The 22,397-nt window shown below is 67.7% G+C and carries 22 protein-coding genes and 8 pseudogenes; 16 read left to right on the forward strand and 14 right to left on the reverse strand.

Annotation, left to right across the window (positions count from 1 at the left end):
- The first annotated feature begins 54 nt into the window (after positions 1-54).
- Together ACZ5U5_RS02490 and ACZ5U5_RS02495 are read left to right on the forward strand one after the other, a co-directional pair.
- Positions 55-2,841, forward strand: a complete 2,787-nt coding sequence (locus tag ACZ5U5_RS02490; protein WP_469015274.1) for a LuxR C-terminal-related transcriptional regulator — start codon at positions 55-57, stop codon at positions 2,839-2,841.
- A gap of 87 nt (positions 2,842-2,928) precedes the next feature.
- Positions 2,929-3,171, forward strand: a complete 243-nt coding sequence (locus ACZ5U5_RS02495; protein ID WP_469015276.1) for a hypothetical protein — start codon at positions 2,929-2,931, stop codon at positions 3,169-3,171.
- A gap of 62 nt (positions 3,172-3,233) precedes the next feature.
- Here ACZ5U5_RS02495 and ACZ5U5_RS02500 read toward each other — a convergent pair.
- The 3 genes and pseudogenes from ACZ5U5_RS02500 to ACZ5U5_RS02510 form a co-directional block, all read right to left on the reverse strand.
- A pseudogene (locus ACZ5U5_RS02500) lies at positions 3,234-3,353 on the reverse strand (IS5-like element IS4811 family transposase); the annotation flags it as partial.
- 16 nt (positions 3,354-3,369) lie between these two features.
- A pseudogene (locus tag ACZ5U5_RS02505) lies at positions 3,370-3,783 on the reverse strand (ATP-binding protein); the annotation flags it as partial.
- Positions 3,784-4,048: 265 nt separating this feature from the next.
- On the reverse strand, positions 4,049-4,915 hold the full coding sequence (locus ACZ5U5_RS02510; RefSeq protein ID WP_469015277.1) for a methyltransferase domain-containing protein: 867 nt from the start codon (positions 4,913-4,915) through the stop codon (positions 4,049-4,051).
- A 28-nt stretch (positions 4,916-4,943) separates the two neighbouring features.
- Here ACZ5U5_RS02510 and pdxR point away from each other — a divergent pair, with 28 nt between their 5' ends.
- Positions 4,944-6,434 carry a MocR-like pyridoxine biosynthesis transcription factor PdxR gene (gene pdxR / locus ACZ5U5_RS02515; RefSeq protein WP_469015280.1) on the forward strand — a complete coding sequence of 497 codons (1,491 nt, stop codon included), beginning with the start codon at positions 4,944-4,946 and terminating at the stop codon, positions 6,432-6,434.
- A gap of 590 nt (positions 6,435-7,024) precedes the next feature.
- Here the strand turns inward: pdxR and ACZ5U5_RS02520 are convergent.
- Complete coding sequence (locus ACZ5U5_RS02520) at positions 7,025-7,264, reverse strand: hypothetical protein (protein WP_469015282.1); 240 nt, start codon at positions 7,262-7,264, stop codon at positions 7,025-7,027.
- A gap of 101 nt (positions 7,265-7,365) precedes the next feature.
- Positions 7,366-8,265, reverse strand: a complete 900-nt coding sequence (locus ACZ5U5_RS02525; protein ID WP_469015283.1) for a LysR family transcriptional regulator — start codon at positions 8,263-8,265, stop codon at positions 7,366-7,368.
- A 182-nt stretch (positions 8,266-8,447) separates the two neighbouring features.
- Here ACZ5U5_RS02525 and ACZ5U5_RS02530 point away from each other — a divergent pair, with 182 nt between their 5' ends.
- Entirely contained in the window at positions 8,448-9,134 is a 687-nt protein-coding gene (locus ACZ5U5_RS02530; RefSeq protein ID WP_469015285.1) for a type 1 glutamine amidotransferase domain-containing protein, read from the forward strand.
- On the forward strand, positions 9,124-9,450 hold the full coding sequence (locus ACZ5U5_RS02535) for a putative quinol monooxygenase (RefSeq protein WP_469015288.1): 327 nt from the start codon (positions 9,124-9,126) through the stop codon (positions 9,448-9,450). Before ACZ5U5_RS02530 ends, ACZ5U5_RS02535 begins: the two co-directional genes overlap by 11 nt.
- A 297-nt stretch (positions 9,451-9,747) precedes the next feature.
- Here ACZ5U5_RS02535 and ACZ5U5_RS02540 read toward each other — a convergent pair whose 3' ends face one another.
- Positions 9,748-10,152 carry a hypothetical protein gene (locus ACZ5U5_RS02540; RefSeq protein WP_469015291.1) on the reverse strand — a complete coding sequence of 135 codons (405 nt, stop codon included), beginning with the start codon at positions 10,150-10,152 and terminating at the stop codon, positions 9,748-9,750.
- Positions 10,153-10,973: 821 nt separating this feature from the next.
- Here ACZ5U5_RS02540 and ACZ5U5_RS02545 point away from each other — a divergent pair.
- The 4 genes and pseudogenes from ACZ5U5_RS02545 to ACZ5U5_RS02560 form a co-directional block, all read left to right on the forward strand.
- Positions 10,974-11,228 (forward strand): annotated as a pseudogene (locus ACZ5U5_RS02545) (DUF6195 family protein); the annotation flags it as partial.
- A gap of 61 nt (positions 11,229-11,289) precedes the next feature.
- Positions 11,290-12,291 (forward strand): DUF2637 domain-containing protein, encoded by a 1,002-nt coding sequence (locus ACZ5U5_RS02550; protein WP_469015292.1) that lies wholly within the window; start codon positions 11,290-11,292, stop codon positions 12,289-12,291.
- A 229-nt stretch (positions 12,292-12,520) separates the two neighbouring features.
- Positions 12,521-12,757 carry a hypothetical protein gene (locus ACZ5U5_RS02555; protein WP_469015295.1) on the forward strand — a complete coding sequence of 79 codons (237 nt, stop codon included), beginning with the start codon at positions 12,521-12,523 and terminating at the stop codon, positions 12,755-12,757.
- Positions 12,758-13,082: 325 nt separating this feature from the next.
- A pseudogene (locus tag ACZ5U5_RS02560) lies at positions 13,083-13,398 on the forward strand (transposase); the annotation flags it as partial.
- 70 nt (positions 13,399-13,468) lie between these two features.
- On the opposite strand, the gene ACZ5U5_RS02565 reads toward ACZ5U5_RS02560, so the two are convergent.
- The 6 genes and pseudogenes from ACZ5U5_RS02565 to ACZ5U5_RS02590 all read right to left on the reverse strand — a co-directional run bounded on the left by ACZ5U5_RS02565 (position 13,469) and on the right by ACZ5U5_RS02590 (position 16,449).
- Positions 13,469-14,341 carry a hypothetical protein gene (locus ACZ5U5_RS02565; RefSeq protein ID WP_469017002.1) on the reverse strand — a complete coding sequence of 291 codons (873 nt, stop codon included), beginning with the start codon at positions 14,339-14,341 and terminating at the stop codon, positions 13,469-13,471.
- Positions 14,342-14,418: 77 nt separating this feature from the next.
- A complete protein-coding gene (locus ACZ5U5_RS02570; RefSeq protein WP_469016873.1) occupies positions 14,419-14,547 on the reverse strand; it encodes a hypothetical protein in 129 nt (42 codons plus the stop codon).
- Positions 14,548-14,558: 11 nt separating this feature from the next.
- Positions 14,559-15,230, reverse strand: coding sequence for an IS5 family transposase (locus tag ACZ5U5_RS02575; protein WP_469016875.1), 672 nt, complete (start codon positions 15,228-15,230; stop codon positions 14,559-14,561).
- Positions 15,231-15,286: 56 nt separating this feature from the next.
- Positions 15,287-15,511 (reverse strand): annotated as a pseudogene (locus ACZ5U5_RS02580) (transposase family protein); the annotation flags it as partial.
- Between the two features lie 189 nt (positions 15,512-15,700).
- A pseudogene (locus tag ACZ5U5_RS02585) lies at positions 15,701-15,910 on the reverse strand (IS5/IS1182 family transposase); the annotation flags it as partial.
- A gap of 122 nt (positions 15,911-16,032) precedes the next feature.
- Positions 16,033-16,449, reverse strand: coding sequence for a hypothetical protein (locus ACZ5U5_RS02590; RefSeq protein ID WP_469015297.1), 417 nt, complete (start codon positions 16,447-16,449; stop codon positions 16,033-16,035).
- A gap of 855 nt (positions 16,450-17,304) precedes the next feature.
- On the opposite strand from ACZ5U5_RS02590, the gene ACZ5U5_RS02595 reads away from it, so the two are divergent.
- The 5 genes and pseudogenes from ACZ5U5_RS02595 (at position 17,305) to ACZ5U5_RS02615 (ending at position 19,694) form a co-directional block, all read left to right on the forward strand.
- Positions 17,305-17,685 (forward strand): hypothetical protein, encoded by a 381-nt coding sequence (locus tag ACZ5U5_RS02595; RefSeq protein ID WP_469015299.1) that lies wholly within the window; start codon positions 17,305-17,307, stop codon positions 17,683-17,685.
- A 237-nt stretch (positions 17,686-17,922) separates the two neighbouring features.
- Positions 17,923-18,321 (forward strand): hypothetical protein, encoded by a 399-nt coding sequence (locus tag ACZ5U5_RS02600; RefSeq protein ID WP_469015301.1) that lies wholly within the window; start codon positions 17,923-17,925, stop codon positions 18,319-18,321.
- Between the two features lie 10 nt (positions 18,322-18,331).
- Positions 18,332-18,766, forward strand: a pseudogene (locus ACZ5U5_RS02605) (lytic transglycosylase domain-containing protein); the annotation flags it as partial.
- Between the two features lie 173 nt (positions 18,767-18,939).
- Positions 18,940-19,308: a C40 family peptidase gene (locus ACZ5U5_RS02610; protein ID WP_469015303.1), complete on the forward strand. Its 369-nt coding sequence runs from the start codon at positions 18,940-18,942 to the stop codon at positions 19,306-19,308.
- A 47-nt stretch (positions 19,309-19,355) separates the two neighbouring features.
- Positions 19,356-19,694 carry a hypothetical protein gene (locus ACZ5U5_RS02615; RefSeq protein WP_344518499.1) on the forward strand — a complete coding sequence of 113 codons (339 nt, stop codon included), beginning with the start codon at positions 19,356-19,358 and terminating at the stop codon, positions 19,692-19,694.
- 231 nt (positions 19,695-19,925) lie between these two features.
- On the opposite strand, the gene ACZ5U5_RS02620 is transcribed toward ACZ5U5_RS02615, so the two are convergent.
- Entirely contained in the window at positions 19,926-20,864 is a 939-nt protein-coding gene (locus ACZ5U5_RS02620; protein ID WP_469015306.1) for an alpha/beta hydrolase family protein, read from the reverse strand.
- Positions 20,865-21,044: 180 nt separating this feature from the next.
- On the opposite strand from ACZ5U5_RS02620, the gene ACZ5U5_RS02625 reads away from it, so the two are divergent.
- Both ACZ5U5_RS02625 and ACZ5U5_RS02630 read left to right on the forward strand, forming a co-directional pair.
- Complete coding sequence (locus ACZ5U5_RS02625; RefSeq protein ID WP_469015309.1) at positions 21,045-21,473, forward strand: MerR family transcriptional regulator; 429 nt, start codon at positions 21,045-21,047, stop codon at positions 21,471-21,473.
- Positions 21,433-21,777 (forward strand): annotated as a pseudogene (locus ACZ5U5_RS02630) (helix-turn-helix domain-containing protein); the annotation flags it as partial. The gene ACZ5U5_RS02625 and the pseudogene ACZ5U5_RS02630, both read left to right, overlap by 41 nt.
- Before the next feature lie 217 nt (positions 21,778-21,994).
- Here ACZ5U5_RS02630 and ACZ5U5_RS02635 read toward each other — a convergent pair.
- Positions 21,995-22,183, reverse strand: a complete 189-nt coding sequence (locus ACZ5U5_RS02635; protein ID WP_469017005.1) for a hypothetical protein — start codon at positions 22,181-22,183, stop codon at positions 21,995-21,997.
- Between the last annotated feature and the right edge of the window lie 214 nt (positions 22,184-22,397).

The raw sequence follows: 22,397 nt of genomic DNA on the forward strand, positions 1-22,397 counted from the left end.
GCAGTCGGGCCGCCGTGATCCCGGGTCTCGTACCCGGACGACATGGAGTAGCGCGTGAAGTCCAACCGGTTCACCTCCCCACCCAGCGGCCGGCCGGGGGCCGGTTCCGGCAACCCGCCGGAGCCGTCATCCTCTGGCCGCGAGCGCTGGCCCTTCACGGCCAGAGAGGAAGAGCTCGACGCGTTCACCGCCGCCCTCGACGACCTGGCCACCACGGCCGTCATCGTCCACGGCCAGGCGGGGGTGGGCAAGAGCCGCCTCGCCGACGAGTGCCTGCGGCTGGCGGCGCGCAGAGGTCACCGGGTCGAGAAGGCGGTGGCCACGCCCTCCGTCGCCGCACTGCCGCTCGGGGCACTGGCACATCTGCTGCCCGCCGACGCCGTCTCGCACGACCCCGTCGACGCCTTCCACGCGGCGGCGCGGGCGTTCGGTCTGCGCCCGGAGCCGAAACACCGGCCGGGTGCACCGGACCGGCGGGCGGTCCTCTTCATCGACGACCTGCACCTGCTGGACAATGCCTCGGCGGTGCTGCTCGGCCATCTGCTGTGGGCCCGCGCGGTGTTCCTCATCGCCACCGTCCGCGACGGCGCGCCCCCCTCCGACGCCGTCGAGTCGATCGACCGCAGCGAATCGACCCGCCGCATCGCGGTACGGCCCTTCAGCCGCGCCCAGGTCCGCAATGTCCTGCGCCGCTGCCTCGGCCACCCCATCGAACACGCCGCCCTGGATGCCCTGGTCGACTCCTCCCAGGGCAACGCCCTGTTTCTCTACGAGCTCGTCAGCGGGGCGGTCGACGACGGCACACTCGAACTGGGCGACGGCCTGTGGCGCCTGAACGGCCGCCCCACCGGCACCCGCCGGCTCTCGGCCATCATCCGGCAGCGCCTCCAGGGCCTGTCCGGTCCGCGCGAGGAACTGTTCGAACTGGTTGCGCTCTGCGAGCCGATCCCCCTCTCCGCACTGCGCCCGGCGGGCTCCGGGGCCGGCGATGTGGAATGGCTGGAGAAGCAGGGTCTGATCCAGGTCCACGCCAACGGCAGACGCACGTACTGCACCCTGGGCCACCCTCTGTACGGCGAGGTCGTGCGACGCCACATCTCACCCCGCCGACGCCGGGAGGTCTACACCGCGCAAGTGCGGAGACTGCGCTCACACGGCGTGCGACGCCGGGAGGACGCGCTGCGCCTCGCCTCCTGGCAACTTGCCGCCGAACTGCCCGTGGACACGGAGCTGTTGATGTCCGCGGCGGCCATGGCACGGCACGTACGCGACTTCCCGACCGTACTGGAACTGCTGTCCAGGCACCCGGATTCCCAGGCACCGTTCGCCGTGTGGCTGATGCGCGGCGAGGCCTACCACCACACCGGCAACTGGGAGCGTGCCGAGCAGTGCCTGTCCAGGGCGCAGCAGTCGGCCGGCGGGGAGGCCGAGCTGCTGACCGCGGTCATGGAGCGGACCCAGAACCTGTTCTGGGGCTTCGGGGACACCCGGCGGACCCTGGAGGTGAACGCTGCCTCGGAAGCGGGGCTCGGCGCGAGCGGCCGACGGGTCCTACGCATCAACGAGGCGGGCTACCTCATGTACTGCGGGGACATCCGCACCGTTCTGCATCTGCTGGCGGATGCGGAGAAGGTGCATGTCCCGCGGCTGCGGATGTGGGGCCAGTTGCAGATGTCCCTCGCTCTGTCGTACCTGGGCCGCACCCGGGAGGCCGCGGAGCTGAGCCGGCGGGTCCACGAGGAGCTGACCGGCGCGGCGGCTGAGGAAGGGCGCTACGATCCCTCCTCGCACTGCAGCGGTCCCGCCATCTACCGGGTAGTCGCACTCACCGAAGCCGGGCGTCCGGACGAGGCACGGACGATCGGCGAGGACGCCTTCACCCGCGCGGTGGGTGCCCAGGCCGTCTATTTGCAAGCATGGATCGCGGCCCATATGGGGCGCTGCGAGCTGATGGCCGGGCGGCTGGAACAGGCACGGGACTGGTACGCCGAGGCCATCTCGCTGGCCCGGGCGAACGACTGCCCCCGTCCGCTGGTGCTGAGCTGCGCCGGACTCGCCGCGGTCCAGGCCCAGTTGGGCGCCGTCGCGGACGCACGGTCGGCGCTGGAGGGCGCCCGGAGCGCACCGGATCTGCAACAGGCGTCGAACCTGTCGATCCAACTCGCCGCCGCCTGGATCGAGGCGGCCGACGGACACCTTCCGGAGGCCCGCGCCCTGCTGACCGCCGCCGCACATCGAGCCGGCGAGGTGGGCATGCACTCCTACGAGGGCTGGCTGCTCAGCGATGCCGCCCGGCTGGGCGGCGCGGCTCAGGCACAGGACCGGCTGGGGGAGTTGGCGCGGACAAGCGACAGCGATCTGGCGCGGGCCCGGGCGATCAGCGCGCGGGCGCACGCGACCGGATCGGCCGACGCGCTGCGCACCGCGGCAGACCAGTGTCTGCTGGTGGGCGCGGAGCTGCTGGCGGCCGAGACCGCCTGCGAGGCGTCCCGGGCGGCCGAACGGGAGGGGGACCAGCGGGGCGCAGCCGCCGCGGCCGTCCTGGCCGGACGCTCCCTGGCCCGCTGCGGTGGAGCGCTGACCCCGGCGCTGGGCGTCGGGGCGGCCCGCCCGCTCACCCGCCGGGAGTCCGAGATCGCCGAACTGGCGGCGGAGGGGCTCACCAGCCAGGAGATCGCGGGTCGGCTCGTGCTCTCGATCCGTACGGTCGACAACCATCTGCAGCGCGTCTACAGCAAACTCGGGATCGCCTCGCGCACCCAACTGGCTGACGCACTGGCGGGCCTGGCCGAGATCCGGACACCTGCTGCCCGACGCAAGGGGAGTGATGCGTACTCATGAAGCCCGCTCCCGTTCGGCCGGGACTGTTCGGGCCCCGAGCCGGGCGCCCGCTCCGGCTACATCCCGCTCTACCGCAACGTCGAATCCTTGGTGTACGCACTCGTCGAGTTCCGGACTCTCGAGATCAACCTCGACAACGACGTGGACCCCGAAGAACTCTCGGCACGCCTCAAGGAAACCGTCGGCGCCTTCGACCCCATGCCCTTCACCGACGAGGACTCCCAGTGGAACCTCTCACTGGAAAGAGCTGAAACACGGCACCGGTATCACCGCAGCCCCGGGAAGGAGCTATGCCGGAGGCGTTCCATCAGCGTGGTCGTTGATCCATGACAGGCCGCCCGGGTCGAGCCGGTGGCGGGCGCGGGTGACCGCGACATGGGCAAGCCGGGCTAGTGCTGGACGAGCCGTTCGTAGTCGCGGGCGTGGCGGCCGGCGTGCATCATCCAGGCAGTGCTGCGTTCGACGACCCAGCGGCGGAGTAGGACGACGAAGCCGGAGGTGCTTTTCGGACGGCCGCTCGCTAAAGACCTGCCGCTCGGAGACAAGTTCGTAGAGGTCATCGGCCCGAGGGGCCGACAGCTGACGCATCGCGAAGTCGTCGAAGATGAACACGTCGGGGCGGATCAGGTCGCGCATGCGCTTGTCCCAGGTGCGATCCGCGTGACCGCCGGCGAGTTCGCCCAGGATTCGGCTGGTCTTGCTGAAGCGGACATTGGCGCCCTGGCGGACGGCTTGGTGGCCGAGGGTCTGAGCAACGTGTGTCTTCCCGACGCCGACCGGACCGAACAGAATTACGGACTCGCCGGAGTGGAGCCATCGCAGGGCTGCGAGGTCGCGGATCTGGGCGGCAGGCAGCTTCGGGGACGCGTGGAAGTCGAAGCCCTCCAAGGTGACCTGCTGCTCGAACCTGGCCCGGCGCAGGCGCCGTTCGAGGGCGACGGTTTATCAACGTCCTTCGGAGCAGTCAGCGGGAGGCGGTGTAGGACGGTCGAGGGAACCGAGGATGGGGAGGATGGAGGGAGCGCCGCACCGGCTCAGATCCTCGATCGAAAGCAGCTTGAACGACCCGTGGTCGTCGGCCGCCTTCTCTGGGGGTAACCGTGTGGCGCGAGGCGACTGGAAGCCACTTTGTGCAGCTCGGCGCAAGTGTGGACGACAGTATCGTGTGCAACACCTTTGGCACCCCGGCTGAGAGCGATGGTGATGGTCATTGGCCCACGGTGCCGCCGTTGGACGGATTCACGGCGACAGCCTTGAAGAACGTGTAGTGGAAGGTGCCGTCGGCCTGCGCGGTGCGGTGCAGATCCGTGATCCCGCGATCCCAGTGGGCCGCGGTCATGAGCCCAGCGGTCAGTGCCTCGTCTCGGACGGATTCGACCATGGCGATGAACGTGTTGCGGGTGAAGCCGTCGACCAGTGCGGGCCGGGTCCGGTCGGCGTAGACCGTGCGAGGGCGAACCACGATGTCGTCGTATCCTGCTCGAGCCAGCAACGGTTGCAACTGCCGACCGATCAGGGCGTTTCCGCCGACGACTGACTGCAGTTGAACCTGGCATTCGATCACTGCTTGGGCATACTCGCTGGCGGGATGGAACAGCGCCGAACCGTGATCTCCTTCGACCACGGTGATGGTGCCGTCGGGCCGCAGCACGCGCCGCAGTGCGTCCAGCGCTCGCCGGGGGTCCGGCAGATGCTCCAGGACGAAACAGACGAAGACATGGTCGAACTCCGCGTTGGAGAAAGGGAGATCTGCCAGATCGGCGTGATACCACTCCACATCCGCCCCTGGCGCCTGGGCAACGACGCGGGCACGGGCCTGTGCAAGGGAATCAGCAGAGTGGTCGACAGCGGTGATATGCGCCCCGGGGCTGGCTTGGGCCAGGTGGACCGTCTGGGCGCCAACCCCGCAGCCGATCTCCAATACCCGGCTGCCAGTCGGATAGGCCGTGCCCGCATGCACCAATGCTGCCAAAGTGTCCGCCTGGTCGCCGAGCCGATCCGCCTCGCGCTCGGAGTACCCGTGCACATAGCCGGCCGTCGCTCTCGCTTCAGGAAGTGCCATCGCTGTATCCATGCGGCCACCCTGTTGCGATTATGGCCCGATGAACAGGTCCAATCGATGTCCAACTGACCAGTCCATAGTCTCCGGGTCCGATTTCCTGCAGCTGAATATCCTCGATGCGCCGGTGGGCAAGCGATCCGACTGGCTGGCTCAGCAGCTTCGGCTCGCGATAGCGGATCGCCGTCTGCCGATAGGGAGCAAGCTGCCGGCCACCCGCGTTCTGGCCGGCGAGCTGCGGGTATCCCGCGGCGTGGTCACGGAGGCGTACCAGCGACTGATAGATGACGGGCACGCGGCAGGACACAGGCGCAACGGAACGATCGTCGTCGCCGCTCCCGCCGCGCCGCCGGAAGCACCCCGGACCAGCCCGGTCGCTTCGCCGCCGCCAGGTGCGTTGTTCGACGACGTACCCGGCGCGGAAATCTTCGACTTGATGCGAGCGGCACCTGCCCGGATTGATCTGTCGCCGGGCACGCCCGACCTTGCCGCATTTCCGCGGTCTGCTTGGCTGCGCGCCGAACGCTCCGCACTTACGAGCCTTTCGGCGTCCGACCTCGGGTACGGAGACCCGCGCGGGACACCGGCGTTGCGTCACGCCATTGCCAACTGGCTTGCCCGCAACCGCGGGATCAGGGTGGATCCAAACGACATACTCATCGTCGCTGGCACCGCCCAAACACTCAGTTTGCTGGGACAGGTGCTGCGCGATCACGGGATCTCCGCGGTGGCCGTGGAGGACCCGGGATCACTCGGGGCCCGCCAGCACCTGAACAATCAGCGGTTGGACACCCCGCCGGTCCCGGTCGACGCCCAAGGCATGTGTGTCGACGTCCTGCGCGACGTGGCCACTCGAGCGGTCTTACTGACTCCCGCACACCAGTTCCCGACTGGAGTGGTGCTCAGCGGGGCACGGCGTCGTGAACTGATGTCCTGGGCCTCCGAAAACGACAACCTGATAATTGAGGACGACTACGACGCCGAACACCGCTACGACCGGCCTCCGGTCCCTGCCCTGCGATCCGTACTCCCCGACCACGTCTGCTACGCCGGGAGCGTATCCAAGCTCCTCGCCCCCGCACTGCGCATCGGCTGGGTCCTTGCACCGCCGAAATACCGGGATGCTCTGGTCGCTGCCAAACGGTTCGCCGACCTGGGCAACGCCGCACTGCCGCAGCTGGTGCTCGCGCAGCTCATGGAATCAGGTGAGATGGAGCGTCAGTTGCGGCTCCTGCGCACACGCCACCGCCGTCGCCGCGACACCATGGTCGATGCGATCAGAACCCACCTTCCGGATGCGGAGGTACACGGCGCCGCAGCGGGCCTGCATCTGATGATCTCATTCGACGCCAAATTCGCCGACACTGACCTCGCTGCCGCTGCCCTTGCGCAGGGAGTGAAGGTGCAGCCACTGTCATGGCATAGCCAACGCTCACCACGCCCCGGGCTGGTCCTCGGCTACGCAGCGAGCGCGCCCACCGCCATCAGCGAAGGTGTGGCAATCCTCGGTGACGTCCTACGGCATCTGCTCTGAACAGCGGCCGATCGCCCGATAGCCCCGGGCCGCCTCGCGTGCTGACGACCCGGGTCGGTGACCGCCTCAGCCACGTTGGTTCAGCGCTCTGGTCAGGTCCCGGTTGGCCTCCCTCGCGGCATCGAGATCGGATCGGGCCTCCTCCAACGCGGAGGTCAGTTCAACGTTGTGCTGCTCCAGCCTCGTGATCTTCCGCTGGAGCTCGTTGATGTCCGCTGGGGCTCCGAGCCCTGACTCCTGCCATGCCTGAGCTCCCAGCGCCTGCGACAGTCGCTTCTCCAACTGCTGGACGCGGGCGGTCAGGCGGGCGTTGCGGGCCTGGGCGTTGGCGAGGTCGGCTTGGGGCGAGGCCCCGGCTCACCGGCGATTTACCGGCCGGGTCCTGGGCTGCCGGTTCGAGTTCGGCGGCGTGGACGATTTCTAGGAGATCGCGGTGACGGTAGAGGAAGCTGCGGTCGACTCCGGCTTGCCGGGCGATGGCCGAGACGCTGATCGGGGTGCCGTTCTTCTTCGCGGCGTTCTTCACCGCTGGGCCACCCGCTCGCGGCGGCGCTCGGTGTCTGCCTGGCGGCCGTCGCGCATGGCGGGGATCACGGCATCCTCCAGGGCCTGACATCGGGAAATGGCTGGCCGACGCGGGGTATACCCAGCATCACCACGCGGCTGCGGCGGACCACGGCGACGGCTTCCTCGATCTGGGCGCGTTCCTCTTCTGACAGGTCGTCCAGGTCCGCCTTGACCCGGTTGATCAAGCGGCGGACGCGGCGGATCTCCTCTTCGGAGGGTATGGCCTCGCTACGGGCCCAGTCGTCGGCTTCGAACGTCGACATGAGCCGCTCGCGGCTGCGGAGCAGATCAGAGGCCGTCGACCTCCTGGCCGCCTAGTGGTTGGACCGTCGGGTCCCGGAAGGACGGCCGACGGCCGGGCAGGTCACCAGTCGCGGGCGCGGTCCAGCAGATGGGTGCGTACGGCCGTGATGGACGGGGTCTCCAGGGCGTCCGCCCGGCACGCGAGGAACAGGGTGTTCAGCGGCGGGACCTCGGGTTCGAGGAGGGGTACGAGGTCCCCGGCGGCCAGTTCGGAGGCGCACAGGTAGTACGGCAGCACGGTGACTCCGGCGCCGGCCACCACCGCCGACAGGATGGCCCGCAGGTCGGGCACGACGACTGCCGGGATCTGGCTGGAGCGGGTGCCGAAAACGGACCGCCAGTAGCGGCGGACGATCGGCCGGTCCTCGGCATAGGAGAGCAGCGGGAGGTCGCGCAGCGGTGCCAGATCCCCGGCCACCAACCGGGCGCTGTCGATCCCGGCGGCCAGTTCCGGGGAGCCCACCAGCACGAACTCCTCGTCCATCAGCGGCACGGCGACCACCGCCCGGCCTCGCGGCCGGATGCTGGAGACGACCAGGTTGAAGCGGCCTGCCGACAGCCCGGCGAGCAGTTCGTCGGCCAGGCCCAAAGTGACCCGCAGCCTCAAGCCCCGGCGGACCAGCGGAGCCAGTGCCGGGAGCACGTGGACGGCAGTCAGCTCGGCCGGGCCGCCCAGGTGCACCGGCTGGGCGAAGGTGTCGGCCGGGCCCGCCACCCCGCGCTCGCCGATGGCGACCAAGGCGTCCACGTGCGGTGCGCTCTCGGCGGCCAGTTCGTCAGCGACGGTGGTCGGCACCACTCCGCGCGGCACCCGGCGGAAGAGCTGTGCCCCCAACTGCTGCTCCAGGGAACGGATCTGTGCGGTCACGGTCGACTGGGACAGGCCTACCTGGCGGGCGGCGGCGGTGAGCGAACCGGTGCGGTACGCGGCCAGGAAGGTCCGCATCAGTGACAGGTCCATCGCGTCCGTCCTATCCCTTCCGGTCCCCGCGCGCCGGGGTGGCCACTGCCATCGGTTTTCCGATGGCAGCAGGCGCATTCTTTCATTGGCGGCTCAGGGGTCGCTCGTCTTACCGTCGACGCATATCGGGACCCGCCCCCGCGGCCCGCTGAACCTCACCCTCTCTCTGCAAGGAGTCCGCCATGTCCGCCACGCGTGCCGTCCTGCTGGTGCTGACCAGCCACGACCAGCTCGGTGACACCGGTCGCAGCACCGGCTTCTACCTGCCCGAGGCCGCCCATCCATGGAAGGTGCTGTCCGAGGCGGGCTTCCGGGTCGACCTCGCCTCGCCGGCCGGTGGCCGTCCTCCGATGGACGGAGCCGACCTCGCCGACCCGGTGCAGCAGGCGTTCCTGGACAACCCGGAGATGGCCCGCAAGCTGGACGCCACCCTGCGCGTCCAGGATGTCGACGCGGCCGACTACGCGGCGATCGTCTACGTCGGCGGCCACGGCACCATGTGGGACTTCGCCGACGACCGCACTTTGGCCGGCATCGCCCGGGACGTCTACGAAGCGGGCGGCGCGGTCGCCGCGGTCTGCCACGGACCGGCCGGACTGGTGAACATCACCCTGTCTGATGGTTCTTACCTGGTCGCCGGCAAGAACGTGGCCGCCTTCACCAACTCCGAGGAGGCCGCCGCCGGGCTCACCGACGTCGTACCCTTCCTACTCCAGAGCACCCTGGAGGAGCGGGGCGCCAAGCACACCGGCGCCGCCAACTGGGAGCCGCACGTGGTGGTCGACGGCCGCCTGGTCACCGGCCAGAACCCGGCCTCGGCCACCGGTGTCGGCGAGGCCCTGGTGAAGGTGCTCGGCGATGCTTCCTGACGGCCTTCACTGGCCACTGGCTGATGCACGCACCGGCCAGGTCGTGGTGGTCGCCCGCTGGCAGCCCGGCCCGGGCAACCGGTCGACCGTCACCGCCGCCCTGGAACACTTGGCCGCCGACTCCCGCGCCGAGGCGGGCTGCCTCGGCTACGAGGCGTACGACGGCCCGGACGGCGAGATCATCCTGATCGAACGCTACGCCGACCACGCCGCCCTGGACGCCCACCGGGCGAGCGGCCACTTCCGGCGGTTGGCCGTGGGACGGATCGTGCCGCTCCTTGCGCACCGCGAGGTCGTCGTCACCATCGTGGAGTGACCGACGCCCGGGTAAGTCCGCGGGCGGTTGCCGCCGCCTGCTCATCCGGCCCCCGACCGTCCGCCTGTCCTTGCGTTCGGGCCGGGGGCTCTGCGCAGGTATGCGGGAACCGCCCTCTCGTCCGCGCGGCGGGTCGTCAGCGGCGAAGCATTTGTGAGCCTGTCGGGCACCGGGCTCCTGAAGCTGCCCGGTTGTGAAGCAGCCTGTTTGGGAAGCACCCACGCAGACGCCGACGCCGACCAGTCAGCCGTGGTGCATTTCATGGCTGCATGCGTCGTCGGCGTGCGGACTGGATCGTCAGTGGAGGCGGGTCCAGCGCTTGTCGCAGACAAGCTTCTTGCCGGGGCTGACACATGAGGTCTCGTACACGTGGCCGTCAGTGGTAATGGCCTTGATCCAGACGGTCTGGCCCTGCTCGCTGAGGGTGATGTCGCAAGCGCGTGCCGGGTAGCCCTTGTTGTCGGACAGTTTCTGCCACACGACGGTCTTGGCCTTCTTCTCCCAAGCACCGGCGTAGGCGTGGCCGTCGGTGATGACGACGGTGTGCTCCTCGTTCTTGTTGGGAGCGTAGGAGTCAATGGCCTGGCAGTTCGGCCCGCCGTGGTGTGGCCCGGTGGCGGCATGCGCCGGCGTGGTCAGGGCGGCCAGCGCCAGTACGAACGGGGCCGCGATGCCTACGGCGCGGTGCGCGTTGAAGGTCATAGTTCCTCTTTGCCGATCGGGGGTTGATGCCCGGGGGGTGAGTCGCAGGCCCGGGCCCCCCTTTCATCGGCGGCCGGTGACCGCCCCTGGAGACGACCGGCGCAATGATCACCCTTTTGTCGTACGAGCCGCCCCGAGTGTGCGGTCGACAGCCTGACCAGCACAGCGGCACATGGTCTTCTCGCCGGAGCTCCGGCACTGACTGGTGGCGCGTAGCGGTCGGGCTTGCGAGGGGGGCGGGTTTTCTCCGACGGGGCTAAGCCGACTGCTTGGGACTGGGCTGCTTCGCGGGCTTCGTTGCGTACGCGGGCGCAGCTTTCCCGTTCAACTTCACTGCCCCTGAAGCGAGCAGCTGGTTGTGTTCGAAATCGAAAACTCGACGCTGTGTGACCATTTGATGGGGTGTGGGGTCGATTCGATCGACGTACGTCTGCTCGGAGATCACATCAGGAGGTGGCCGTGCGATGACGCCCGCCCCGCTCTTCGACGAGCGGTACCCCCACCGTCGTATAGGCGAGCCACCCTCGCTGGTGCGCCCGTTCCTCCAGGGACCAGCAGACCGTGCCCCCGCGCCTTGAGAAGAGCGACCTGCACAGACCACGCCGGCTAACACCGAGTGTGAACACACAGGTGCGCAGTGAGGCTCCCCCGGATGCGGAGGAGGGTGGCATGGGTGCAGATGAGACTCGTGACGCCCTGATTGCTTAGGCGCTACGCCACAGCCTGGGGCGTCCGCGGTCGAGCACGGAGCGCCTGCCCCATCGCCCGTTCGATCGAGATCAGAAGGACGACGCGCTCAGGGTCCGGGGGCGGCGCTCGACTGGGAGGTCCTGGGGCTCCTTTCCTTCGAGGAACACCTGCAAGCCATTGCCTCGCTCGACACCGTCGCGGGCCAGCACCTGGAGCTGTACTACACCGACCAAGGCGGTACGGAACGCATCCTGCTGCGGGTGTCGTGCGTGAGCTGCCCCAGTCAGCATGTGCACGAGGTGACGCCCCTGGAACAGCTCGGCCAGCTGCTTTCCCAGACCCCCGCCTGGCAGTCCATCAACCCGCGCGACGGAGGAGACCTCTGATGTCCCGCGCGCACATAGCGTCGACGGCGACCGAGCCACAGGCCGTTACAGCCTTCGCGGTATGACGGCCTGGGACCGCTCCGCGATCATCCTGCTCGGCGCGGCCGGCTTTGCCTTCTCCTATGACGCACTGCGGCAGATCGCCGTTGCGCTTCATGCGCGGGAGACGTTGAGTTATCTGTTTCCCGTGTTCATCGACGGGTTTATTGCGTACGGGGTTCGAGCGATCGTGCTCCTTCGTCACCAGCACTTCGGCGCTCGCTTGTACGCCTGGTTTCTCTTCCTCGCAGCCACCGGGGCGAGTCTCGGCGCGAACGCCCTGCACGCCATCACGCTGAACCACGGTCCGCAGGCCGGACCGTCCGCACTGCACCTCACGGACAGCGTGGTCGGCGTGCTGTCGACGCTCGCACCGCTGGCGCTGGCCGGCTCCGTGCACCTCTACATCTTGATGGCGCGGACCGCCGAATTGTCGGTCCCGGACGGCTCGGCCAGCGGTCCGGGACCGGTCCACCGAGACGCCCCGCATGTCGACAGCATCGCCGTCCCGGCTAAGCCTCATCCGCTGGAGGCGACCCAAACGCGTAGCGTCGCGGCTGGTCCGTCCGCAATGGACACCCCTGTTAGCGCCCCTGTGGACCTGCGGAAACACGGGGCCGCCGAGACTGTGAAGCCTCGTGCGGACGAGCCGAGCACAGGACCGTCAGCGAGTGCGGACGGCGTGGGTGCGGAGCCGGACCGCGCGGACGTACTGGCCGCCGCCCTCGCGGACCGCGGTGACGCTACGCCGCCCCCTGCGGTTGCTGAGTCCTCCGTCCCGGAGCTGGTCCATACCCATGCGGACAGCGAAAGGTCTCCGGTCCCGGACCGCACCGAGTTGCCGCAGGACCGGGAGGCTGACGACGAGTGGGTGGCGGACCTGCTGCCGATCGCACGGGCTGCTTCCGAGAAGGCCGGACGGATCAGTCGTGACGCAGTCAAGGAAGCCGTCCGCGCGCGCCAAGGGATCAGCAACGACCGACTTGGCATCCTCCTGGCCCGGCTGAAGGAAGAGGAGAACTAGGCCGCGAAGACTCCCGCCGCTGCCTCTAGCGCCCTCTGGTGATCTCATCTCATGAGTGCCCGTGGCCTCTGCCGCGTCCCGCCGCAGAGGCCACGGTCGGTCCGCTTGATCAGGAAGGAAAGGCCATGTGGCGACGCCGACAGAACCACTCGGAAAACACCGTCCGTCCCGACGCCGTACAAGCAGCGACCGCGCTCGCGCAGCACCTCCAGAACTTGCGCCGGTCCAGGTGGCGGACCTTTCCCTCACAGACGGGGAGATCGCCTACGCGGACGTGACGTGCTCGGCCGCCCGTTTCTACGGAAGCGACATCGTCTACCCGCGCCGGGCCGGATACTTCGAGGACTACCCGGCCTTCGGCCGACGCTGGGTCCCGAACCACCGGCTCGACGCACGGCGACGCCAACAAGCGGAGACCGCCGTATTCCGCAGTGGCGCGATCACACCCCGGCTCGGGTCGTCCTGACCTCCACTGGAGTACGGCTCAGGCCGTCCGGGGCGCCGACCTGGATGCCGTTCGACCACGCCCTTCTGTCCGGGGTCGGGGCGCGACAGCCCGAAGCGTGCTCTCGTACACCGTGTGTGCCCCGCTGCTCCTCTCCGGCCATCCCGCACCGTGGCTCGGCGTAGCGATCGAGCACCTGCGCCAGGCCGCTGCTAGTACTCCAGTGGGACTTCACCATTTCCGCTGGTCAGAGGAATAATTTCGAGCTTAGCGAGCTGACGGCGCCTCAGCAGCGGCCCCGGTGAAGTCGAGGTGGGAGGCAGGACGGTCCGTGCAGGCTCGGGACATGATGGGCGACTTCGTCCTCGGACGCTGGAGTGCCGAACTCGAGGAGACCTGTTCCTGCGGGTGGGTGGAGGGTTCGGCCGGGTGGAAGTGCGGCGCCGGATGCGCGATTACGTCCGGGGCCTGCTCGGGCTGGTGGGCCGCAAGAACAGCTGGCAGCTGGCCGAGTACGCCGGTCACGAGGGTCCGTATGGGCTGCGGCACCTGCTGGGGTCGGTGGGATCCCGATGCACTGCGCGATGGATCTGCAGGAATACGTGGCCGAGCGACTCGGGGCGCCGGACGGCGTCCTGATCGTGGACGACATCGGATTCCTTGGGGAGTGGGCGGTGGGGGTGGATCGTTCCGGACGGGCCGTGGGAGATCGCGCGACCGCAGCCCAAGTGCTCACCCGGCGCGACGGGCACCGTGAACGGCGGGTCTCACGACGTAGCCCTCGCCGCCATTGTCGAGTTTTGTCGACTCCGCTTTCCCGTCCTGGACCCAGTCAATTGTCATGGCGAATCTGACCTCGTAGCGCGTGGTCAGCCGCACTTCCAGGTACTCCGGGTCTGTGGCGGACACCTTGTACGGAAAGTTCGAGTATGTACCTTCCATGGGGTCCTTGACCGGTCGCACTACTGGGTTGTCAGCATCGAGATCGACCTCAAATTCTCTGGGCGGAATTGCCGCCAAACAGTCGCCTGGACCCGGCGGCGGAAACTTCCGGGACCAGATCGAGACCCGCGCTCCGGTGACGACAATCGGCGTCTTGCTGCGGGTCTGGAGGACGAGCGTGAGCACCGCCGGGCTGTATCGGCCCGAGAACCCCTGAAGCTTCCCGTCGGATTTCGGCTTCAAGGGAACCTCTCCGTAGTTGTGTACTACGCAGCCGTACGGCCCCTGCAGTTCCTTCCAGCCAGGCTCCAGAGACGGTTCGGGTAGATTCAATGTAGGGCCGGTCAGTGTTGGACTGATCTCGATGCCGCGTGATTCCGCAGGGTTGAGAGCACCCCACACCAACTGCCCGACTCCGAACACGAGGGCAGTGACTGCAGTAACGAGCACTGGCACCACCACGCCCGAAACCCAATACCTCTTACTGCGGAGCGAGGGTTCAGCGTCACCTGCGCGCACGGCCAGCTCTTCATCGTCAGGAGGATCAGCACGAGGTGCGTTCGGCACTGGACCGGCCGGTGAAGTCGGTTCCACTTGCCGCTCGTCGGGCTCCTGGCCGCCGTCTCCGCTGCCAGGAGCGGCGCTGTTGGAGTTCTCTGCCACGCCCACCCCCGCATGGGTACGCCTTGCCGCTGCCCTCAACATACCTGCGCGGCACTAGAGTTCATTAGGACTGTGGCCTACCTGGTCATTTTGAGGCGGCGCTTGTAGCAGCAGAGTGCGGCTGCGAGTCCGAGAAGGGTCAGGTAGTTGGCGGGTTGACGATCGTAGCGGGGGTTGAGTCGGCGGTAGCCGGTCAGCCACGACATAGTTCGCTCGATCACCCACCTTCGGCGGCCGAGTCGTTCGCTTGAGTCGATGCCTTTGCGGGCGATGCGGACGCCGATGCGCCGGCCCTGGAGCCGTGCCGCAGGTGAGGGACGTCGTATGCCTTGTCCGCGTGGCGTCGTTGAGGCTTGGAATCGGCTGCATGGGGTTCGTGTCCCATGTGGAAATGGGTCAGCATCGGCTTCAGCGCGGGGCTGTCGTTGGTGTTGGCCGCGGAGAGCCCGACGCGTAAGGGCAGTCCGTCTGCGTCCGACAGGACGTGCATCTTGGAACCGGGCTTACCCCGGTCCACGAGGCTCGGACCTGCGAGTTCGCCCCCTTCTTTTCGCGCGGACGTGAGCAGAGTCGCCGCCCGGGACAAGCACACCAGGCCCGGTTCGTCCAGGAGTTGCAGGACCTTCTGGTGCAGCCGACCCCAGACCCCGGCACGCGACCAGATCAGCAACCGGCGGTGCACAGTCGACTTCGACGCTCCGAAACACGGCGGCAGAACCCGCCAGGCGCAGCCGCTCACCAGCGCGTAGACGATCGCCGCGAACACCGCCTCATTATCGATGCTCGCCACCCCACCGCCCTGCGGACGAATCCGCACAGGCGGTAACAACCGCCTCGCCAACTCCCACAGACCATCCGGAACGATCCATCCCCACCGTCCCCTCCCCATGAACAGCACAACAGCCAACTGACCATGTGGGACACGGTCTAAAGGGTGTTGCACCAGGCCGTGCCAAACAGGGGCGCCACCTGCCGCATAGTCAGATTCGTCCGGTAGTACACAGCGACCAGCAGCACCCGCTCCGCCAGCGGCAGGCTCCACGGCCGACCCTGCATCGTGCCGTTGCCCCCGCCCTCCCGCACCCCTTTGAGCCGGCGGGCAAACTGCGCCACCCGCAACCCGGTGGATGTCTCCACCCAGACCCGTTCAGCACTCAACACCCCAGCCATACAAAGAAAATGCCCAGTTCGCAACCTTGTGTAACACCCATTAAAGACCGAGACGTTTGAAACAGCGAGCCTTTTCCATCCTGATCAGCTGGCGAGTTCGAGTGCGACGCCGGCAGGACGACGGCTGTGATCCGGGTGGTGCTGCAGCGGAGCTTCCGCAGGAGCCGCCAGCATTTGAGGGTGGCCATGGTAGGCCGTCGCGATCCCGACGCGGAATGCCGCTGCGAGGCGGGCGTAGGAGCCACCGCAGCGCAGGTGGGCCAGGGCGAGCAGGGCCTGCCGGCCGCAGGTCAGGCGACGCCACCCGGAGCCGATGCGACGACGGTGACCTGCGAGAAGGCCGGAGAGGTGTTGCAGGGTGCGGCTGCGCAGACCGATACCGGACGGGTAGACAAGCACGCGAAAGCTCCTGGTGGACTGGTGATCTTGGTCGTGAACCCGTCTACCAGGAGCTTTCTTCATGCCCACCGCCCGGGGGCATCCGTCCAACCACCCGTCAGCTTGGAAACGGCTCAGTGGGCTCAGTACTCCCGCGTGCAGCCGATGCGGGTGCAGTACAACCGGGCCACGCCGCTGTTGTTCTCGTCGTACATCGTGATGTAGACGCGCACGACGCCGCCCGGCTTCGGGATATTCAGCGCTCCGGTGAGGGTCGTGTTCGGCCCGCCTGCGTACGCGTACGGGCTGCAGATGAGGCCTGAAATCGTGCTGCCGTTCACCCCATAGGCGCAGATCCGGCGGGCTCCGCTCGCCGCGTGGACGGTGCCGGAAACGCTGGCGGTGTACCCGTCGGCGAAGTGGATCTTTCCGGTTGTGGTGCTGTTGCCGTAAGCCATACCGAAGGGCATGTCCACGGCGTCCACGGTGGCTTGCGCTGGCGCGGCGAAACCGATGGCCGCCATCACGGCCACAACTAACACCATCAGAGGCTTGCGCACGACTCTTCCTCTCCGTCGGACGAACAGGGGGCGAACAGGAGCGTCCACCATGTCACTTGTGACCGGCTGTGAACATGCCATTACGCGCCTGCGAGTGCGATGTTTCCGCCTTTATGGCAGTGATTTTCCAAGCTGACGGTGCTGACCGCGTCGGCGGTCCCGTCCGCGTACCGTTTCGGGGCCGCGGTCTCAAGAGGTGGAAAAACGCCCCCGCTACACCACCCACGTCAAGATCCGCTGTGTCGGTGAGCAGGCCATGGCCCCTCGAGGGATGGCACCTCCTGCGGAAGCCCCGCCGCAGCACCAATCGAATCACCGATGTGGTGAAGGCCGACCTCGTCCTTCACCACGCATCAACGTGAGGTTGGAAAAGGCTCAGCCTCGCCACCACAGGAGTCGGAACCTAATTCCTAGAATTAGGTTCCGACTTTTTTGTTGATTCGAGTTGTCCGCAGACCCCTGCAAGGATTCAGACACGGCCAACGCCACAAGGTGATTCGTGGTCGACGGAGGTCCCTTTACCGGACCTCCCCTTTGCTGAGAGAAGGGGTTGATGGCCTTGATATGAGTGACGGCTTCAGCCGCGAACTTCCGTTTTTTCGCAGTCCCTTCCTCTCATTCTCCGGCAGACGCCGGTAACAGCCGCAGGAGTAGTTCCCCCCCCCTCCTGCGAAGGGGTGTTGCGGTCCCTTCACGACGGCGCCGCAACACCCACTCCCCCGCGAACTCCCCTGCGGGGCCTGCCGAATCGCCGACGCGGATGCTCGCTGTCCTCGACAGACGGAACGTTCTTCACAGGCGCAGACGCGGCAGCTCGACCTCTTCATGATTCCGACTCCCGTAAGGAGCAACTCTGTGTTGTCTTCCGGCTTCTTCAAGCGCACCCTGCCCATCGCCCTGGGGGGCGCGCTTGCCGCCACCGCGCTCTCCACCGCCTCCGCGTCCGCGAGCTCCGGCTGGTGGTTCTCCAGCGGCAGCGGCGCCCAGGGCTACTACAACCACGTCAACGGCCACGTCACTGCATGCGACATCAAGACGGACGGCCGCAAGGCAGTAGTCCAGATTCTGGCGAACGACGGCCGCCTGCTCACCACAGTCAAGGACTCCTACAGCAACGGCAGTTGCTCCTGGAAGACCCCGACCCTCTTCCAGGGCACGCACAAGATCAAGGTCTGCGTGGCGAAGGGCAAAGCCCGCCCGGTCAAGTGCAGTGCGGCCCACACGTTCGAGGTCTGACCTCCCCTCCCCCTTGTGCAACATTGTGGTCCCCGCATGTCTCGTTCTAACCGGTTCATACCTATACCGGCGGTAATAGGTGTAGGGGCTGCCGTTGTCGCTCTGTCTACCGGCTGCTCCAATTCGGCAAACAGCCCATCCAAGCCCGCAACTGAACAACCGCACTCCGTCTCGGCAGGCGTCACCGAGACAGGCTCGCCGAGCGCGACACGCCCCGCGTCGCCTGCACGTGCCGCCTTGCCGAGGGATGTTGAGCACACAGCGCGGACCTTCACCACTGCCTACGCCCAGCACGACGCCCGCGACGGCAAGGACAGCTCGTACGCCGATGCCGGTGCTCGGGCGGCCAGGCTCTCAGCAGGTGAACTGGCGGGCATCCTGGCCCAGAAGCGGCCGAATCAGGACGCTGCATGGGCCGCGCTGCGGGCCAAGAAGGCCCGGCAGACAGTCAAGATCACGCCGGCAGTAGACCCCGACGGCGCACCGGCCGTGACCAAGTCCTCAGCCTTGGTTCGAGTGGGCTACACGCTCACGACGACGAAGTCCGGACACGCGGTCCGCAGCAGCGAACAGCTCGCTCTCCGCCTTGAGCAGACCCCCGACGGCTGGCGCGTCACCGCCCTGCCGTGGGCGTGACGGGGCCGCGATGAACAAGTGCACACAAGCTGGCCTGGGACTCTTCACGGCTGGCGTCGTCTCGGGTCTCGCTTTGCTGACTACGTTCGGCGGAGCCGACAGCGCCTCCGCGCAGGAGACCGGCCCCGGCGGCGGCATCACGACAGATGCTCCCGTTCCCGGCTGGGTCCGCGAATTCATCAACAAGCATGCGGGCGAGTGCCCGCAGGTCACGGGCTCGCTCCTAGCGGCTCAGCTCTACACCGAGTCCAACTTCAATTCCGGGGCGAAGTCGCCCGTCGGCGCCGTCGGTATCGCGCAGTTCATGCCCGCGACCTGGGCTCAGCACGGCGTGGACGGTGACGGAGACGGAGTCAAGGACATCCTCAAGCCGGCCGATGCCATCGCTGCGCAGGCGAAGTACGACTGCACGCTGGCCAAAGAGGTCAAGAGCGCGCCCGGAGACTCCACGGACAACATGCTCGCCGCGTACAACGCGGGAGGCGGTCCGGTGATCAAGTACGGCGGCATTCCCCTTACCCCGAGACGCGTGACTACGTCCGGAACATCCGCCAACTGGCCTCGAAGTGGGCCGACGCCGTCAAACCCGATGCCCCGGCCGGCAAGGGCACCGCCCGTGTGGTCTCCGCCGCGAAGACGGCCCTTGGGACTTGGTACCGGTGGGGTGGCGACTGCGCATCGCCCTACAAGGGGCAGAGCGGATGCGACTGTTCCTCGCTCACCAAGATGGCCTGGGCTTCGGCTGGCGTGAATTTGCCCCGCACCACCTATGAACAGGTCCGCTCCGGGACCGCAGTCAAGAGCGTCTCCCAACTCAGGCCGGGCGACCTGCTGTTCAGCGAGCCCGGCTCCTCCGGGCCGGAGCACGTCGGGATGTACATCGGCAACTCGCAGGTCTTCGACGCACCGCATACCGGCGCCCAGGTGCGCATCCAGTCACTCCGGGTCTGGAAGCCGCAGATCATCGCAATGCGGCATGTCGGCTAATCATCGCAAATCTCCGCTTTCCATGCCTAAACACCAAGGGGCTGAGCATGCACAACCTCCTGTCTGCCGCTGCCGATCCCTCCCTGCACTCGACCCTTGCCGCAGGGGCCGACGTCGTGTCTGGCGTTAAGCCGGACTGGGGCCCCTTTGGGAAGCTGGGGACGACGGCGAAGGTGATCCTCGGCGTCATTGCGGCCGTCGTGCTCGTCGTCGGCGGCGGGGCGTTCCTCGCGGGCGTTGGCAAGAGCAAAGGGTGGTTCGGTGAGGGCCACAGCACGATGGACAGCTCGCGTGGCAAGGGCATGATGGTCGGCGGCCTGACGGCTGTCTTCCTCGTGGCGTCCTTCGGCACGATCTTCGCCATCACGTACGGCATGGGTGTGTGACCCATGGCCTTTCAATCCCGAAACCGCGCCCGCCTCGCCGCCCTTGAAAATCCTCAGCAGCAACAGTGGCTCACACTCCCCACGCACCTACCCCGAGGACGATCGACCATCATCCGGTAGGCCCGCCTCGCCGACCCAAGAACTGCGGGGCCTCGGTAGTGCTTCGCCGCGCTGATCCTGCGGGGGTCGGGTCGCTAGGCGGACGAAGGCGTGTATTTCAACCGCCGAGGGTCACTTGTTGTCCAGCCGCCCCAGCGCACGGGCGTCGGCGAGGACGGACCGGGCCATCTGCCAGTCGGTGTGGTCGATGCCGGTGATGTGGCGTAGGTAGGCGAGGGTGACCTGCTGGACGAGGGCGACGCGGCTGGAGTCCTCGTCGGTGGTCTCTGCTGCCCGGTAGCCGGAGATGCCGCCGAGGAAGTGCTCGCCGCCGAAAACGGTGAGCAGGCTCTTGTTGCCGCGGCTGAGGGTGTAGGGGTCGCTTGTCCAGGCGGGTCCTCGGGTGGTGAGCGGGAGATCGTCCTTGTCGCCGGCGACCACAAGGCCGGGGGCGGTGATGTGGGAGAAGTCCTGGTCGCGGAGCCAGGGAAGGCTCTCGTGAGCGAAGGGGGTCAGTTCGTCGCCGCCCTTGCCGGCCGTGGCCAGCTGGATGCTGGCCATGACTCGGGAGTCGGACAGGTCGTCGGCGGTGCCGGTCTGAGGGTCGGTGACGCGCAGACCTACCAGAATGCCCGCGGTCTGGCCTCCGAAGGAGTGGCCCGCTGCGACGATGCGGCTGTGGTCGACCCGGCCGGAGAGGCCGGGCACGGATGCCTCCAGCGGCTTGAGCTCATCCAGGATGCGCTTCATGTCCTGCACGCGGTAGCGCCACAGGTGGGGCCTGCGGGAGTCATCTGCGGCGATGGCGACCCGCTTGGAGTCGAGATGCGTGGCTTGGATCACCACGAAGCCATGAGACGCCCAGTGGTCGACCAGCGGTGCGTAGCCGTCTAGGTCGGAGCCGAATCCGTGTGAGAAGAGCACGATCGGCAGGCGTGTGCCAGTGAGCGGTGCAGAAACGCGTACGTGCAGGTCCTGGCCGCGCTGGGGGGCGGGCAGCGCGATCGGCTTGACCGTCACGGTCGGGGTCGGAGCGAGGCCGGTGAGGCCGGTTGTCTGGTGGGTGGTCATGTGCGTGCTTCTTTCCGGTGTAGTGCGGGTGGCGGGTCAGGGTGGTTTTGACGTTGGGGATGCGTGCGGCGTTGATCCGTGACGTATCGGGCGAAAGCCCTGAGGTCATGTCAGCTACGCTAAAACTTGACGTTGACGTCAAAGGCAAGTCGTTATGGCGTAGATCACATGGAGCTCGGAATGCGCATTGGGGAACTCGCCCGCCGCACAGGCGTCAGCACCCGGGCCCTGCGGTACTACGAGGAGCAGAACCTGCTCACCGCCGAGCGAAGCAACACCGGCCAGCGCCACTACCCGGAAACCGCGGTCGCCCGGATCCTCCTGATCCGGGAGCTGTTCACCGCCGGCCTGTCGAGCAAGACCATCGCCGAGCTCACGCCCTGCGTCATCGACGGCAAGGCCACACCCGAACTCCTCGACCGCCTGGCTGTGGAGCGCGGTCACATCGACCAGCACATCGTCGATCTCACGCACACCCGAGACAGGCTCGACTCGGTCATCGCCAGCGCCTCCGCATCCATAGACACCGGGACCCCCTGCCAGCCCGGCCCGGCATCGAAGGTGGGGGATGACGTCGTCCAGTCCGTTCGCGGTGCTCTGGAACAGTGACCAGCTCGCGTTATTACGAGAACTGGCGAGCTCGCGAACGGCGCCGCTGCGGCGGGTGCACCGAGCGCATGTCGCCCTGGCCTGCGCACATGGCACCGCGAGCGCCGTCATTGCCCGCACGTTCCGGCTGCACCTGGACACCGTGCGCCGCCGGCGTAAGCGGTTCACCGCCGAAGGACACGCAGCTCTGGAGGACCGTCCCCGGCCGGGGCGCCCGCGCCGCTACGGTCCCGAAGCGCATCTGGCGATTGCGGCCACGGTGACCTCGGCACGCCCCGCCGTCGACAGCCATTGGACCCATCGCGCCATCGCTGATCACCTGGCCAGCAATGGCATCTCGGCCTCCCAGGTCGGACGCATCCTTGCCGGCCTGGACCTCAAACCGCACCTGGTACGCGGATGGCTCGTCCGCCCCGAGGACCCCGGCTTCTACGCGAAAGCCGCCGAGGTCTGCGCTCTCTACCTCCACACCGGACTCGGTAGTCCTCAGTGTGGACGAGAAGACCGCGATGCAGGCCCGCTCACGCAGGCACCCAACCCGCCGCGCGCACCCCGGCCAGCTCGAACGCCGCGAGTTCGAGTATCGCCGCCACGGCACCGCTTCCATCGTCGCCGCACTGGACGTCCACACCGGGCAGGTCTTGGTCCTCCTGGCTGAACCAGGTGGAGATATTCTCGATCCTGGCCCGCCGGCTCCTACGCCGAGGCAAGTTCGACTCCCGCCAGGACCTCGTCGAGCAGATCCGCGAATTCACCCTCGCCTACGACGACCAGGCGCGACCATTTCGCTGGTCCTACGACAGCAAGGAGGAGGGGGGGGGAGGAGGGGGGGAGGGGGGGGGGGGGGGGGGGGGGGGGGGGGGGGGGGGGGGGGGGGGGGGGGGGGGAGGAGGTGGATGGGGAGGGAGAACCGGAGACGACACG

It is taken from the genome of Streptomyces sp. NPDC033177, assembly GCF_055577715.1.

Excerpts from the sequence above, each read along its gene's own strand:
- ACZ5U5_RS02510 (WP_469015277.1), bottom strand. The coding sequence starts at position 4,915 with ATGGATACAGCGATGGCACTTCCTGAAGCGAGAGCGACGGCCGGCTAT.
- pdxR (WP_469015280.1), top strand. The coding sequence starts at position 4,944 with ATGAACAGGTCCAATCGATGTCCAACTGACCAGTCCATAGTCTCCGGG.
- ACZ5U5_RS02520 (WP_469015282.1), bottom strand. The coding sequence starts at position 7,264 with ATGTCGACGTTCGAAGCCGACGACTGGGCCCGTAGCGAGGCCATACCC.
- ACZ5U5_RS02525 (WP_469015283.1), bottom strand. The coding sequence starts at position 8,265 with ATGGACCTGTCACTGATGCGGACCTTCCTGGCCGCGTACCGCACCGGT.
- ACZ5U5_RS02530 (WP_469015285.1), top strand. The coding sequence starts at position 8,448 with ATGTCCGCCACGCGTGCCGTCCTGCTGGTGCTGACCAGCCACGACCAG.
- ACZ5U5_RS02535 (WP_469015288.1), top strand. The coding sequence starts at position 9,124 with ATGCTTCCTGACGGCCTTCACTGGCCACTGGCTGATGCACGCACCGGC.
- ACZ5U5_RS02540 (WP_469015291.1), bottom strand. The coding sequence starts at position 10,152 with ATGACCTTCAACGCGCACCGCGCCGTAGGCATCGCGGCCCCGTTCGTA.
- ACZ5U5_RS02550 (WP_469015292.1), top strand. The coding sequence starts at position 11,290 with ATGACGGCCTGGGACCGCTCCGCGATCATCCTGCTCGGCGCGGCCGGC.
- ACZ5U5_RS02570 (WP_469016873.1), bottom strand. The coding sequence starts at position 14,547 with ATGTCGTGGCTGACCGGCTACCGCCGACTCAACCCCCGCTACGATCGT.
- ACZ5U5_RS02575 (WP_469016875.1), bottom strand. The coding sequence starts at position 15,230 with ATGGGGAGGGGACGGTGGGGATGGATCGTTCCGGATGGTCTGTGGGAG.
- ACZ5U5_RS02615 (WP_344518499.1), top strand. The coding sequence starts at position 19,356 with ATGCACAACCTCCTGTCTGCCGCTGCCGATCCCTCCCTGCACTCGACC.
- ACZ5U5_RS02620 (WP_469015306.1), bottom strand. The coding sequence starts at position 20,864 with ATGACCACCCACCAGACAACCGGCCTCACCGGCCTCGCTCCGACCCCG.
- ACZ5U5_RS02625 (WP_469015309.1), top strand. The coding sequence starts at position 21,045 with ATGCGCATTGGGGAACTCGCCCGCCGCACAGGCGTCAGCACCCGGGCC.